Source organism: Singulisphaera acidiphila DSM 18658 (genome assembly GCF_000242455.2).
GTDB lineage: Bacteria > Planctomycetota > Planctomycetia > Isosphaerales > Isosphaeraceae > Singulisphaera > Singulisphaera acidiphila.
Genome location: NC_019892.1, coordinates 3,610,572 through 3,623,881, shown reverse-complemented (window position 1 = coordinate 3,623,881; position 13,310 = coordinate 3,610,572). Strand labels below are relative to the sequence as shown.

Annotated in this window: 11 protein-coding genes; 5 read left to right on the top strand and 6 right to left on the bottom strand. The window is 61.7% G+C overall.

The features are described 5' to 3' along the window. Positions 1-3: 3 nt before the first annotated feature. Together SINAC_RS14170 and SINAC_RS14165 are read right to left on the bottom strand one after the other, a co-directional pair. Positions 4-1,134 (bottom strand): glycosyltransferase family 4 protein, encoded by a 1,131-nt coding sequence (locus tag SINAC_RS14170; RefSeq protein ID WP_015246326.1) that lies wholly within the window; start codon positions 1,132-1,134, stop codon positions 4-6. Positions 1,135-1,536: 402 nt separating this feature from the next. Next, positions 1,537-2,958, bottom strand: coding sequence for a hypothetical protein (locus SINAC_RS14165; protein ID WP_015246325.1), 1,422 nt, complete (start codon positions 2,956-2,958; stop codon positions 1,537-1,539). A gap of 486 nt (positions 2,959-3,444) precedes the next feature. Here SINAC_RS14165 and SINAC_RS14160 point away from each other — a divergent pair, with 486 nt between their 5' ends. The 3 genes from SINAC_RS14160 to SINAC_RS14150 all read left to right on the top strand — a co-directional run bounded on the left by SINAC_RS14160 (position 3,445) and on the right by SINAC_RS14150 (position 5,896). Continuing rightward, a complete protein-coding gene (locus tag SINAC_RS14160) occupies positions 3,445-3,630 on the top strand; it encodes a toxin-antitoxin system HicB family antitoxin (protein ID WP_020466166.1) in 186 nt (61 codons plus the stop codon). Between the two features lie 94 nt (positions 3,631-3,724). Further along, the gene (locus SINAC_RS14155) at positions 3,725-4,459 is read left to right on the top strand and encodes a PTS sugar transporter subunit IIA (RefSeq protein WP_015246323.1); all 735 of its coding nucleotides are present in this window, start codon (positions 3,725-3,727) and stop codon (positions 4,457-4,459) included. 477 nt (positions 4,460-4,936) lie between these two features. Continuing rightward, the gene (locus tag SINAC_RS14150) at positions 4,937-5,896 is read left to right on the top strand and encodes a carbonic anhydrase (protein ID WP_015246322.1); all 960 of its coding nucleotides are present in this window, start codon (positions 4,937-4,939) and stop codon (positions 5,894-5,896) included. Between the two features lie 150 nt (positions 5,897-6,046). Here the strand turns inward: SINAC_RS14150 and SINAC_RS14145 are convergent, their stop codons facing one another. Further along, positions 6,047-6,976, bottom strand: a complete 930-nt coding sequence (locus SINAC_RS14145) for an alpha/beta hydrolase family protein (protein ID WP_015246321.1) — start codon at positions 6,974-6,976, stop codon at positions 6,047-6,049. 290 nt (positions 6,977-7,266) lie between these two features. On the opposite strand from SINAC_RS14145, the gene SINAC_RS14140 reads away from it, so the two are divergent. Then, positions 7,267-7,929: a hypothetical protein gene (locus SINAC_RS14140; protein WP_015246320.1), complete on the top strand. Its 663-nt coding sequence runs from the start codon at positions 7,267-7,269 to the stop codon at positions 7,927-7,929. Between the two features lie 39 nt (positions 7,930-7,968). On the opposite strand, the gene SINAC_RS14135 is transcribed toward SINAC_RS14140, so the two are convergent. Genes SINAC_RS14135 through SINAC_RS14125 form a run of 3 tightly spaced genes read right to left on the bottom strand, consistent with a single transcriptional unit; the run spans position 7,969 to position 11,620 of the window. After that, positions 7,969-8,421, bottom strand: coding sequence for a response regulator (locus SINAC_RS14135; protein WP_015246319.1), 453 nt, complete (start codon positions 8,419-8,421; stop codon positions 7,969-7,971). Continuing rightward, complete coding sequence (locus SINAC_RS14130) at positions 8,411-10,465, bottom strand: sensor histidine kinase (protein ID WP_015246318.1); 2,055 nt, start codon at positions 10,463-10,465, stop codon at positions 8,411-8,413. The genes SINAC_RS14135 and SINAC_RS14130 overlap by 11 nt, the downstream gene beginning before the upstream one ends. Before the next feature lie 39 nt (positions 10,466-10,504). Further along, entirely contained in the window at positions 10,505-11,620 is a 1,116-nt protein-coding gene (locus tag SINAC_RS14125; RefSeq protein ID WP_015246317.1) for an ATP-binding response regulator, read from the bottom strand. A 422-nt stretch (positions 11,621-12,042) separates the two neighbouring features. Between SINAC_RS14125 and SINAC_RS14120 the strand changes: the two genes are divergently transcribed. Continuing rightward, positions 12,043-13,227 carry an endonuclease/exonuclease/phosphatase family protein gene (locus SINAC_RS14120; protein ID WP_015246316.1) on the top strand — a complete coding sequence of 395 codons (1,185 nt, stop codon included), beginning with the start codon at positions 12,043-12,045 and terminating at the stop codon, positions 13,225-13,227. The last annotated feature ends 83 nt before the right edge of the window (positions 13,228-13,310 follow it).

Here is a 13,310-nt window from a genome sequence, read left to right as displayed (position 1 = left end):
ATTTCAGGAAACCGTCAATGGCCCGAGAATCGTCGGCCGGTGGTGGACTGCTCCGCTCGGGCGGGGGGCGACCGCAGGCCGTTCCACGGGGAGTGCCGGCCAGGCCTGGCCATCGACGAGCTTGCGGTAGATCGCCTGGTAGTCGCGTGCCATCCGGTCGGCACCGAATCGGAGGGCGAAGACTTGCCGGCAGATCCGGCGGCTGAGCCCTGGCACACGGCCAACCGCTTCCACCGCCTCGGGTACGTTGGCCACCACGAAGCCGGTCAGGCCGTCGGCCATCACTTCGGGGACGGAGCCGCGCCGGAAGGCCACGACGGGCGTGCCGCAGGCCATCGCCTCGATCATGACGAGGCCGAAGGGCTCGGCCCAATCGATCGGGAACAACAACGCGAAGGCACCGCCGAGAAAGGCGTCCTTTGTCGGTCCGCCGACCTCGCCGACGAACTCCACCCAGGGGGAGGCCCGCAACAGCGGTGCGATCTCACGTTCGTAATAGGCCTGCTCCTCCGGGTAGATCTTGGCGGCCACGCGGAGTCGCATGCCGGCTTGTCGGGCAATCTCGACGGCGCTCTCGAGTCCCTTTTCGGGCGAGATACGGCCGAGGAAGGCAAGGTACGACCCCGGGGACTCGCGCGGGGTGTGCAGGTCGAGGGGCAGCCCGTGATAGACGGTCGCCTGCCAGTTGGCCCAGGGGATCGGCTGCCTTTGGTCGTCCGAGATCGAGACGAGCGGGACGTCGGGATAGGCGTCGAAAAAAGCCTCCTGATCGGGGGGATGGAGCCGCCCGTGGAGTGTGGTTACGGTCGGGCATGGCAACCGGCCGACGACTGGGAAATGGACGTAGTCGAGGTGGAAGTGGATGACGTCGAATCGGTGGGCTTCGCGAGCGACCAGCTCCACGAGCCGGACGTGGTGTGGGAGCGTCTCCCGACAACCGGGCTCCTGCCAGAGAGCCCTGGGGCAGCCCGCGACCAGACGGGCCGTCGTCCGCGAGTCACCGCTGGCGAACAGGGTGACCTCATGGCCCTGGCGGACCAACTCCTCGGTCAGGTACGAGACGACACGCTCCGTCCCGCCGTATAACATGGGGGGAACGCTCTCAAAGAGCGGGGCGACCTGCGCGATCCGCATGGGACGGCCTCCTCGAGAAGAAAAAATACAACGATCCGTCAATGGGATAAAAACCAACGGAAAAGAGCGGACACTGCAAGTCGTTGCCCTGTCATGGCTTACCGTCGACGCTGTGGCGTAACTCTTTTCGGACAAACCTTTTGCGGAAACACCCGCTTCCTGCTGGTTTTTAGCCAATTGGCAGATCATTAAATTTTTAACAACGAATGACACAAATGACACGAATAATTACAAAGAAATTCAATCATGTTTTCATTATTATTGATTCGTGTTATTTGTGTCATTCGTGGTTAAGTTCTCCTTTTTTCTATCGCTCGGCAGTTGGTACGCGAATCTGAGTAAGGTCGGGAGTCCTGGCGCCCTTGAGCGACCTCCGTCGAAAAAATAAGGGGACAAGGCCGTTCAACTCGCCCGCCGGTTGTTCACCTTGGTTCGGGGGAGGCCACGGCGGTCCTTCTCGAAGTAGCAGATCTCGATAAGAGTCGGCCAGAGCTCGATCGAGCCCTTGATCGTGGTCACGACGTCGTCAACGATCCGCAGCAGGTTCTGCTGGAAGAAGTCGGGTTCGAAGGCGTAGAACGCCTTTTGAAGGTTCGCCGCGAAGAGGCGGAGAGCGTCCTTGCGTTCCGGTCGCGTCGCCCGCTCCGATGCCTTGATGGCCCGGGTATACATGGCCGCCACCTTGTCGAGGACGCTATGGGCGTCGTCGGCCGTTACCTCGCCGTCGTAGTCGAAGGTGATGCCGAGCTCGTCGACCCGGGTGACGGTGTCCTTGATCTTCTTCTTGAGCAGGTTCGACACCTCTTCGTTGAAGATCTCGGCGGCCACCGGGTTCCGCATGTAGTTGGATCGCGTGTGGTTCTGCGCGGAGTCGACATGGGCTGCGGTTATGCCGTCCTGCTGGATCCAGAGCCGGTAGATGTAGTCCTCGAACCGCAGGCGGGTCGGGAAGAAGGGGGGGAGCCCGAACGAGTTGTCGTACCCGGCCACGCCGCAATCCATCCGCCAATTCTTATTCGTCACGGCCGGGCGGAAGTTGACCAGGACGTAGAGCTCGTTGAGGCCGTCGGGGTCGATCTGGTCCTCGTCCTCGAGGAAGAGGTCGGCGAAATCCATCGCGTCGATGTCGTTGGTCCCGGAGCGGAATGTCTGGGCGATCTTGACCACCGCGTTGGAGGGGACCGGACCCCGTTCCAGCATGAGCGAGTTCTCCCGCGATAACCCCATCGAGACGTTGGTCTCCAGGTCCATCGCGGTGTCGACCAGGACTTCTCCCTTCTCGTAGTTATCCGGGACGTCGCCGGCCTGTTTGCCGAGCACGTCGAGGAACGAGCCGATGATGTCGAACGACTTGGGGCCGTAGCCGTTCTGACCGGTCCGGTGCAGGCGGCCACGGCTCACTTCCCCCACGCCCAGAGACTCCAGACTGTGCTCCATCAGGGCATAGGGTCGCATGTCGTCGTCGGACGAGACCATCAGGCCCCCCAGGGTGTGCATCAGCGTGTGGTTCCGGTTTCCCCCATAGCTGGGGCGGAACAGGTTCTTGACCAGGCCGTCCAGCCGCTTGTCTCGCAGCCGTCGGCTCAAGAAGCCGATGAACTCCTCCTTCTCGCGTGGGCCGACGTAGTAAAGGTCGCTATGAGTGCTCGTTTGCTCGAGCAGCGGATAGTACTTCTCCTGGGCGACCGGGCTGGAGTCGTCGCACACGATCAGAGTCGGCGCGTGGCCGTTCCGCCAGAAATGCTCGTCATAAGACTCAACCGCCTCGGCCACGTCGCGAAGGCGATACGTCGGGATCATGAAGTAGATTTCGTCGGCTTGCATCATGGCTCCTTGTGCCACCGGTTAACGGTCTCCCGAAACCGGCGCGCTTCCGTGCTCAAGTGATCCTCCGGCCTGTGTCGCCTGGACACGGCGGTGGCCGGGGATCGTGCCCCCTCGATCGGGGGCGACCGGCTCGAGGTCTCCATTTTCAACAAAAGCAAGATGTGCGCCTCATTGAGAAAATGCCGCAAGTTATTGCATTGAAAATGATTAGGGAAACGGGATGGCATGGCCGTCGTCCCCTGGATCGTGCATGCTGCACGATCTAGGAGGGCAGGTTGCAAGCTTGGACGTAGCCGCTCCGTAAGAACCGGGTCGTGGTTGTTCCGCGACGTTTCAAGAGGGACAAGAATGGCTCAAGCTTGACAATTGGAGAACTTGCAAGGATATTGTCCTAAGATGTCACTTGGTGACAGGGGTTGTGGAGTCTGGCTTCGATCCCCTGCTCTGCGAGCCCATTCAAATCGGGAATATAAGGACACGCTCATGCCGGAAACCGTCGTGCACTTCCAGGTTCGCATGCCACCGGCGCTGCATGAGCAGTTGGCGAGTTGGGCCAAAGAGGACAAGGCGTCACTCAACGCGCTGATCGTCTCGATTCTCAAGAACGATGCCGAGCAGCGTGAGTCAGGGGTGAACCGGACCCCCGGTCGGACGGACGAGGCGGAGTGATAACGGTAGGCCGGTTTTGTTGGGATCGGCGGGCGTCGAATTGAGGTTTCGGTCCCCTCGTGCGGTGCGCCGGGGAAATTATGGTGATCCGAGCATGAACCTTTCGGTTCGCGATACGGCGAGTCTCCTGGCCGTCTCCGAGAAGACGATCTATCGCTGGATCAAGCAGCAGACCATTCCGGCCTACCGCGTTCAGGATCAGTACCGCTTCAATCGCGCGGAGATCCTTGAATGGGCGACTGCGCGGCGTCTGAAGGTTTCCAGCGAGATTTTCCAAGAGCCCGAAGCGGCCGACCAACCGATCCCGTCGCTCTTGGCGGCTCTGGAAGCGGGCGGCGTCTTCTACCGGGTCTCGGGCTTCGACAAGGAAAGCGTGCTTCGCGAGGTGGTCGACCTGCTTCGGTTGCCGGAGGAGGTCGACCGGGATTTTCTGCTCCGCGTCCTGATTGCACGTGAGGCAATCGCTCCAACGGCCGTCGGCGATGGAATCGCCATCCCCCATGTCCGCAACCCCGTCGTGCTGCACGTGGGGCGTCCCATGATCACGCTCTGCTTTCTGGATCAGCCGATCGAGTATGGCGCTCTGGACGGGAAGCCGGTCCATACCTTGTTCACGATCATTAGCCCCACCACCCGGGCTCATCTCCACCTCACATCGAAGTTATCCTTCGTCCTGAGAGATCCGGGCTTCCGGCGATCGATCGAGCGGCCCGAGTCGCGGCCCGAGATTTTTTTTCACGTCGAGCGTGCGGAGAAGCAACTCGCGACGGCTCGACCCCGATGCGTGACCGGTGAAGGAGCGGACCCGGCTCCGCCGGCCTCGACCTGAAATCAGGCCGGGAGGGGATCGCCGGTGGTCCAATGACCGCGGATCGAGAGGATAGGTCACTTGGGGCGTCAGTCCGAGGCGGTCGTGGACCCGTCGGTATTGGGCGGCAGGGACCACTGGCAATCGCCAGGCAGAGCGGAGATAATTTGGTATCGTTTCTGCTGGAGGAGATCATGCGTCACGGATCAATGCGGCCTCCGATTCCGCACAGAGTATCCCACGTCGATCGACTTCAACCGAAACGGGGTCGATAGCAAGGTCCAGGCTTGTCCGGAACCTGCGTGTTGGTTAACGACGAATGGAGAATTCGCGCCAAGTCCCCCCCCTCGCTTTGCCGTACTGTCCCTGGATCTTGAGAGAAGGCTTCGGCCTGAAGCGTCACATACTCCTTTGGAGAAGCAGGAAGCTCGGAACCAGGCGGTCCCCGGCCGCCCTGACTGGCATTTGCCAGGCTTCTTGACGCACTCGAGATCACTAATGAATACGATTGATTATATTTACAGATTTGATCCGAAGAATCCGACTGCGAAACCGTTGACCCGCGACGCGGAAGCCGCAAGGCGGGCCCTTGAAGATGGGAACCGGATGTTCTCGCACTGGATGGAGAGCTGCCGGACCAACACGACTTCCCTGGGCGAACCGCGCTACGTGGTGCAGTGCAACGGGTTGGAAGTGGGGATGAAGCGGACCTATGGTGAGATGCCCACCCAGTCGCCGTTCGCGGTGGTGGTTGGGTGCTCCGATGCCCGGGTTCCGACCGAGATGCTTTTTGGGCAGGGGTTCAACGATCTGTTTGTGATTCGGGTCGCCGGCAACGTCCTGGACGACGCTTGTCTGGGCAGCGTTGACTACGCGCTCTCCAGCTTGAGTCACAGCATTCGGGTGGTCGTCATGCTGGGTCACAGCGGTTGCGGCGCTGTGACCGGAGCGGTCGACGCCTACCTCCAGCCCTTGAAGTTCTGGTCGAAGTCCGTTACGCCGATGCTTCGCTCGATCACTCAGCGGATCTTTGTCGCGGTTCGTGAGGCGGCCAATGGGATCAAGGATGTTTGGGGCCCGGATGCGCGCGACATGCCCGGCTTTCGGGAAGCGTTGATCGAGACCGCGGTCTGCATCAACACCGCTCAAGCGGCCTTCGCTCTTCGCCAGGATGTGGAACGCAACGCCCGCTGGGAAATCGAGGTGTTGTATGGGGTCCACAATATTCGCAACCATCAGGTCTGCATGCCGGTCGATCCCGCCGAGCCTCGCTCCGACGAGCACGTCCATCTTGCGACCGCGCCGACCAACCCCAAGGAGTTCTACGCGCTTGCAGTGCAGATGGCCCAGATTCTTAAGCCGGGCCGAGCGAAGCCTTCCGAAATCGTGGCATCGAGCACGAATGGAAGTGCGGGGCGGGCGCATGATGTGTCGGATCCAGACCCCGAGACGGTCTGAGGGGGCTTGGAGGAACGACCGATCGTCGATTCCTTCGCATGCTCGTTTTTCGATTGGCCAAGACACGCCCCTCACGCAGAGGGGCCTTGGTCCGGCTTTCCCACCACGCTCTGCGTGATGTTGGTAACGAGAGCGTCTTGGCGTGGCGGCTTACTTCCTGGTCTCGAGCGCGGAGTTTGCACGAGCTCGCGCGATGGTGAAGTCGACCAGTTCCTGGCAGCGGAAGAAGCCCTCCCAGAAGTTGTGCCCCTGCCCCTTGGCGACGACCAGTGTGACGGCATCACCCGCGCCGGCCGCTTGGTAGCGCGTTGCGAATTCCGCCGAGTTCTCTTTCAAAGGAACGACCTTGTCGTCGTCGCCGTGGATGAAAAAGGCCGGTACGCGATGCGCTGCGAGCGTCTTGACCTGTTCGATGGGGTTCAGGTCACCGAGCTGAGCTTCCAATTGTTCCGGCGTTAAATCATAAGCAGGTGCGGCGACTTTCAGGCCTGGGTATGTGCGAACATCGAAGACGGGATAGATGCCGGCGATCCCGGCGACCTTGTCCGGGTTCGCGATCGCCCAGCTCGAGACCCACAAGCCGCCGCGGCTCCGCCCGAGCAGACAGGGGCGGGCCGCAAAGCCCCGTTTTTCGGTCAACTCGTCATAGAGCTTGGTGAAGAACTCGCGGCTCTTGGGACTCCCATAGGCCTCGCCCACGTCGATTCCTGCGACGGCCACCCCCGCCTTGAGAAATTGCTCGTGCATCCATTTCTCATGCGTGTCGGGGTAAGCGGGAAGCGTCGGGGCGTAGAGGATCCAGGGTTGAGGAGTCTGCCGCTTCTCTTTGGCCGGCAGGAGGATGAAGGCCGGCCGTCCTGCCACGACGAACGATTCCCCGGGGAGGATCAGCTCCTTCTCGGGAACCGGAGCGTTCGCTTGGTCCGCCTTCGAATCCTTTTGGGCGAGCGGCCCGACTCCACCCGAGCTACTTGGAGCGGATTTCGAGACGCCGCCGGCATCGCGACCCGGCTCGGCGACGAGCTCCCGCGCTGTCGAGAAGACGATGAGCCCGATGAGTGCGACGCGAGATGTGCGCATTGGTTACCTCGACCTCGGGAGAGTAATGATTTGGGCACATTCTAGTCCCTGAACACTCACGATGCCATTCACCCGGAACCCTCCTTCGGTCTGGGTTCGTTGGCGATCACTGGATCGATCGGGGCGCCTGATCGGGGGGAGTTTTCGGCTCGATTTCCGTAGGTCAATGCAGGCGTGTTCTCGTCAGCTATATTTAAAGGGAACGAGCTTGGCGGTTCCGGCATCACGCCCCTGCGTGAGTGCGGCCGACGGGCCAACGGCTTGACGAACACCGCTTGAGGACGACACTGATGAGTGACAGGGCGAAACGAGCGTTCCGACCGAGTGCCGAGTGTGTCGAAGAGCGTTGCGTCGCGACGGCGCATACCTTGGCTGCGGGTGCTGAGCTTCACGCCATGGCGGCTCGTCATCGCGCGGATCGTGCGGCGATGGTGCTCGCGCGGCTCCCTCAGTTTCAGGCGCCCACGGCAGCGGCCCAGGGAAGCGGACCGGCCGCCATTGCCGAACGGTCGACGATTGAGGCGTTGCGAGCACCGCGCCGTTTCCCGCGTCCTCGTCCCAATCCCAACCCCAATCCCGGGTCGGGGCCCAATGGTGGGATGGGCTTGATTCGCCTGGGGATTCCCAATGGTTTTCTCGACTACGGTGTCGTAAGCCTGTGGAACAACACCGGGACGACGCTGACCTTTGGGATCTCGGCCTCGACCTACCGCAACGGCCAAACCTTCCTCTTTACGTTCCGACCCGGCCAGAACCAGTCCTTCTATGCCCCGGTCGTGCACGGGGAAAAACCGCTCTTCCAGGTGACTTTCAACACCGACGCGCGCAACCCGATCACGTTGCCGCAGCAGAATATCGTTTTTGAGTCTCCCCGCTATGTTCCCCAGGGAACGGCAGGATGGCCGTATGCGATCGGGAATGGAGTCAACGGATTTACGATCACAACCATTTAATGCGGAAGCCAACCAAGTGGTGCGACTCGGCTTGCATGCTCAAGGGCTTGGACGGGTGCGAGGCGGCCGGATGGCGGTCTCGTGCCAGTATTGCCGGAGAGTGACGACCAGGTCGCGATAGCGCGGATATTCGGACGGCTTCTGAATGTACGTGTTCGCGCCGGCCTGGTAGGTCTGGAGCACGTCTTCATCGCGCAGCGAGGTGGTGAGGACGACGACCGGGATGATCCGCAACAGGGGGTCATTCTTGATCTGGGTCAGGACCTGGTAGCCATCGATCCCGGGGAGATTGAGATCGAGCAGGATCAGGTCGGGCTCCAGGCCCGGGTCGGACTTCACATCTCGGAGGCGGACCAGATAATCAATCGCTTTGCGGCCGTCGTGGATGACGGTCAGGCGGTGCGGGACGTTCCCGTCGTGCAGCGCCCGCTCGATGATCATCACGTCGGCCCGACTGTCCTCAACCAGGAGGATATGAAAATCAGGTCGCATGAGTCACTTCGGTTTGCGGCATGGAAGATTCAGGTGGAGATCGTCGGAGGCTAATGAAGAACGTCGCCCCTTGATTTGGTTCGCTCTCGATCCAGATCCGGCCGCCATGGGCATGGACGATCTTACTGCAGATGGCAAGGCCCGCGCCCGTGCCTTCGTATTCCTCCCGTGTGTGCAAGCGGCGGAAGAGCTGGAAGATCTTGGTATGGAACTGGGGGTCGATCCCGATCCCATTGTCTCGCACGTAAACCGTGAGCCAGGGGCCAGGTTCGTCGTCCAGTGTTCCCACTTCCACCCAGGGCGCGGCACTCTGGTTGTACTTCAGGCCGTTGCTGATCAGGTTCGCCAGCAATTGGCTGATCCGATCGCGGTCCCCCCACAAGGTTGGCAGCGGGGCGGTCGTCCTGACTTCCGCCCCCTTACTGCGAATCAACTCGCCCAGATCGGCCTTGATGAACGACATTACCTCTTCCAGATTAACCGTCGTGAAATCGCCTGTCACCCTTCCGGCTCGAGAAAGCGTGAGTAAGCCATGTATGAGAGCACGCATGCGTCTTGAGGCGTCGACCAGGTAACGGACGTATTCCTGGCCATTGGAGTCGAGTTTATCGCCGCAATCACGGAGGAGGAAGTCGGAGAAGGCGATCAGGGTGCGGAGCGGTTCCTGGAGGTCATGGGAGACGACGTAAGTAAACTCGTCCATCTCCTTATTTTTCCGAGAAAGCTCGTCGATTGTCACGGCCAGGCGGTCATTCTTTTCCTGGAGCTCGGCCTCCAGCCGATGTCGGGCGGTGACGTCCTGGGCCACGATTCGGGTGTGAAGGAGCTTGCCTCCCAACCCGATGACGGTGGTTCCCGAGACCCAGACGTCGATGGTCTCCGCGTTTGCCATGACCCACTGGCTTTCGATCTCGACTTTGCCATTCAGGCGAAAGTCGGCGAACCGCGCGGCGAAGATCGAGCGGCGCCATTCGGGGAGGAGCCGCTCGTAGGATTGGCTGATGATCTCGTCGCGACGGTATCCGAGGGTGCGGAGGAGCGTATCATTGCACTCGAGGATCCGCCCCTGGTCGTCGAGGCTGAAGTACATCGCCGGCGCGTTCTGATAGAGGTCGCTGTACCGGTCCTTCAGCTCTTCGAGTTCGCGGTTGATGTGACGGAGCTGTTCGTTGACCTGGGTGAGTTCCCGGGTCCGGAGGCGAAGCTCGCGCTCCGCGCGGATCTTGGCGGTGACGTCGGTAATGTGACAGCGCAGGTGCGAGACCGTCAGGTCGGGGCCGTACCGTGCTCCGACGTTCATCTCGATCGCTTTCGGCTTACCGCGGGCGGTCTTGATCCGGAGGACCAGGCCGTGGACTTCCCCTTTGGAGATCGCCGCGCGCAACTCGTCACGCGCCCGCTCGTAATCGTCCGGGTGGACGATCTCCAAGAACGACATTTCACGGAGCTGCTTGAGCTCCCAGCCCAGGAATTCTTGCTCGGCGGCGCTGGACTCGATCCAGCGAAACGTCCTGGATTCGAGCCGGCTGACCATATCAGTGGTGGAGAAGTCGCCCGAGAGGGAGACGTCGAGACTATCGACCCCAGGAGTCAGGGACGCCAGCAAGGCACTTCGGGTCAGCGAGTCGGTGAGCTGTTGGGAGCTGAACTCGCCACTGCTCAAGGTCAGGTTGAGCGACGACGGCGGGTCCGACTTGGGAATGGGGTGCCAGACCTTTTTCAATTCACGAAGCGCTCTGAGGACCTCGCCTAACTCGGGGACGTATGTTAATTCAAACGGGCGTTGAGGGTCGTCCGCGATCGCATTCAGTTCGCGAGCCAGTTGGTGAATCGGGGCGGCCCAACGCTTGCGCTCGGAGTCGCTCTGCACGCGCCCGGCGATCAAAAGCATGAGGGCGCCGAGCACCAGGATCGGTAGGCTGCGGGGATACCCGAGGATCACGTAGCTGGCTGTGCCGAAGCCGACCCAGAGCAGGCCGAGAATCAGGGCGGCCCCCCATTGGTCTTGGGAATAGGCCGGCTTGCGTTGGGATTGAGCGGGCATGGATCGGCTCTCGGAGACAAATCAAACAAAAGGGGGCTGCTACGAATCCCCCTGCCCGCTTCGGATCGACGCGGGGAGACTGGCCTGGGGCAGCCAGACGGCGAAACAGGCCCCCCCGCCCGGAAGGTTGGATGCCGTGAGCCGCCCCCCTTGCTCTTTGAGGATCTCCGAGGCGAGGTACAGCCCATACCCGCTCCCCGTTTCCTTCGTGGTGAAGAACGGTTCGAAGATCCTCCCCAGCAAGGCCTCGGGGATCCCTGGTCCGTTGTCGCAGATCTCGACCCTTACCCACTCCACCCCTTGGTCGCAGACGGGCTCGACGCGGACAGTGATCTGTCCCCCCTCTCCCGACGCCAGGATGGCTTCGTACGCGTTGCCGAGCAGGTTGAGAAAGACCTGCAACAGCCGACCGGCATCGGCACGCACCGGGGGGACCCGATTGGGAACGATCGTTTCGATGCCGACCTGGCTCCCTCGCGGGTCGGATCCCTTGAGGAACAGGTCGGCCGACTCGCGAACGAGGGGAGGTAAGTCGACCAACACGACCATCGGCGGGCCGCTTCGAACGGTCGCCATCAGGTGTTCGAGCCGGACCTGGAGGACCTGCGCGTTCCGGAGAATTGGGTCGAGCCATTGCAGGTAGGGGTCGTCCGGCTTGAGCTGATACTTCATCAGCTCTGCGCTGCCGCGAATGACCGAGAGCGGCCCGCGGATTTCGTGGACGATCCCGGCCAGCAGCCGTCCCACCTGGACCAGGTTTTCGTTGAGCGCTGCCACGGTCGCCATCTGGCGATACTGGATGAGGCGACTGATTCGGGCGAGGAAAATCTCCCCCGGCGAGTCTTTGGTGACATAGTCGTCGGCACCGGCATTGAGGCCGGTCAGGACGTCGTTGTCGTTGTCGCGCACGGTGAGCATGAGCACCGGCACGCCCGCGACCTCGGGGTCAGCGCGGATTGCGCGGCAGACCGAATGGCCGTCCATGTCGGGAAGGTTCACGTCGAGCACGATGGCGTGCGGACGGACCTCCCGCGCCTTGACCAACGCGTCCCCTCCCCGGGCCACCTCGTGGACAGTGTGGCCGGCGCGGCTTAATAAGATTCGGAACAGGGCCCGATCGGCCGGGCTATCGTCGACGATCAGGACCGCACTCATCGGCCGCAACTCCTTTGAACCCATCACGGCGCACGTTGTGCCGTGGTCCCTCCGATCGCCTCGTCGTGTCCTTGAGGGCTTCATGGGAGAACCCCCTCGCATTCCTCGAGAGTGGCTCTTCGCGTATAATACGCCAATTATTAGTCCCTGGACACTGAGAGGATCCAAAAGTCCGTGGAGTTGCCGGATCGGGAGCGTGATCGGACTCCTCGGCCGTTTGCCAAAGGCGGCTCAATCCTAAAGCCTCCAAGTGGCTGCATCACTTGGCTCGCGCCTCTTGTGAGTGGTCGCCTGGTGCTGTTGCTTCGCGCGATGTGATCCCCCCACTTTTTTGGGATTCGTGCGCGAGCGTACAACGCGATGGACTGACTGGACCCGGTGGACGATCGCGAGCCGGGACGGACTGTGCGTTGAGGATCACGATGACTGAGAGTTCTCGCCCGACGACCTCCGACCCGTTCTGGCGTTGCGCAACGTGCGGGACGCCGAACCCCGCTCGTCCGTACCTGAGGCAATGCTTGGGATGCGGCGGCTCGAGGTCGGAAGCTGCCACCGCGACGGCTGTGGCGGATCGCGCGACGCCCCCCTCTCGTCGCGGACGTTGGATCGTGTTGGCGACCTGGATGTACGCGGTGTTCGTCCTGACGATCCTCGCACTCATCTTCTGGGTCGGTGAAGATTGGTGGGGTGTGGCGATTTTGCTGTTCGTGCCGCGTTGGCTTTACCTGGGCCCGGTCGTCGCGCTGGCGGTGGCCAGCGGTTTACGGCGGAAGCCGTCGCACTGGATTTTGCAAGGGACGATCGGCCTGGTCGTCGCCGGTCCCTTGATGGGGTTCTCGTTTTCGACGGCCCGATTCTGGGGTCCTCAAGTCGAGGGCACCCCGTTTCGGATTCTGACCTACAACCTGAGCCCTGGCCCGATCGATTCCCGTCGTCTGATTCAGATGATCGAACGGGAGCGGATCGATTTCATCTGCTTGCAGGAGAACGTCGAGGTCAATTCCGCGTTCGCAGCTTACCTGACTCGGGGTTGGTATCGGGATCAATCAAAGCGGTTGGCGAGCCGCTACCCGATCGTCGCCAATCTGGAGTCGTTGAAAGATCAGTCAACAAAGGATGGACTGTACTCCGCCCAGCTTGATCGGGTCCGGGTTCGAACACCGCAAGGCCAGGAATTCGTGCTCGCCACGGCCCACTTGCCCACGATCAGGCCCGGGCTGAACGGCGTCCTCGAAGGAGATCTGTCCCGGTTGCCGGTCCAGGTCCAATGGTGGCGGGCGCAACTTGGCCGGGTTGTCACCTGCCTGAGCGAGTCAGGAAACATTCCCATCCTGGTCGGTGGTGATTTCAACATGCCCTCCGACGACTCGTCGATGGCGACACTGCGGTCAGTCTTTCGGTTTGGCTTCGAGGACGCTGGGCTCGGCTATGGCTACACGCGTCCTTCTCGGACCCCTTGGTTCCGGATCGACCACCTCCTCGCCAGCCCGCACTGGACTTTCACACGATGCTGGGTCGGCTCCGACTGCGGCTCGGATCACCTCCCTTTGATTGCGGAGGTGGTCTTACCTTCCTCCAAGCGGCCTGCGGGACCGACCCCACGCTGATCGACTCGATTCGACTTGTCGATGGCCTGCGCAGCGAAGCCTGGAGGATGGTCGCGGTCGATCCTTCCTCGCAGAAATCCTCG

Excerpts from the sequence above, each read along its gene's own strand:
- SINAC_RS14170 (WP_015246326.1), bottom strand. The coding sequence starts at position 1,134 with ATGCGGATCGCGCAGGTCGCCCCGCTCTTTGAGAGCGTTCCCCCCATG.
- SINAC_RS14165 (WP_015246325.1), bottom strand. The coding sequence starts at position 2,958 with ATGCAAGCCGACGAAATCTACTTCATGATCCCGACGTATCGCCTTCGC.
- SINAC_RS14160 (WP_020466166.1), top strand. The coding sequence starts at position 3,445 with ATGCCGGAAACCGTCGTGCACTTCCAGGTTCGCATGCCACCGGCGCTG.
- SINAC_RS14155 (WP_015246323.1), top strand. The coding sequence starts at position 3,725 with ATGAACCTTTCGGTTCGCGATACGGCGAGTCTCCTGGCCGTCTCCGAG.
- SINAC_RS14150 (WP_015246322.1), top strand. The coding sequence starts at position 4,937 with ATGAATACGATTGATTATATTTACAGATTTGATCCGAAGAATCCGACT.
- SINAC_RS14145 (WP_015246321.1), bottom strand. The coding sequence starts at position 6,976 with ATGCGCACATCTCGCGTCGCACTCATCGGGCTCATCGTCTTCTCGACA.
- SINAC_RS14140 (WP_015246320.1), top strand. The coding sequence starts at position 7,267 with ATGAGTGACAGGGCGAAACGAGCGTTCCGACCGAGTGCCGAGTGTGTC.
- SINAC_RS14135 (WP_015246319.1), bottom strand. The coding sequence starts at position 8,421 with ATGCGACCTGATTTTCATATCCTCCTGGTTGAGGACAGTCGGGCCGAC.
- SINAC_RS14130 (WP_015246318.1), bottom strand. The coding sequence starts at position 10,465 with ATGCCCGCTCAATCCCAACGCAAGCCGGCCTATTCCCAAGACCAATGG.
- SINAC_RS14125 (WP_015246317.1), bottom strand. The coding sequence starts at position 11,620 with ATGAGTGCGGTCCTGATCGTCGACGATAGCCCGGCCGATCGGGCCCTG.
- SINAC_RS14120 (WP_015246316.1), top strand. The coding sequence starts at position 12,043 with ATGACTGAGAGTTCTCGCCCGACGACCTCCGACCCGTTCTGGCGTTGC.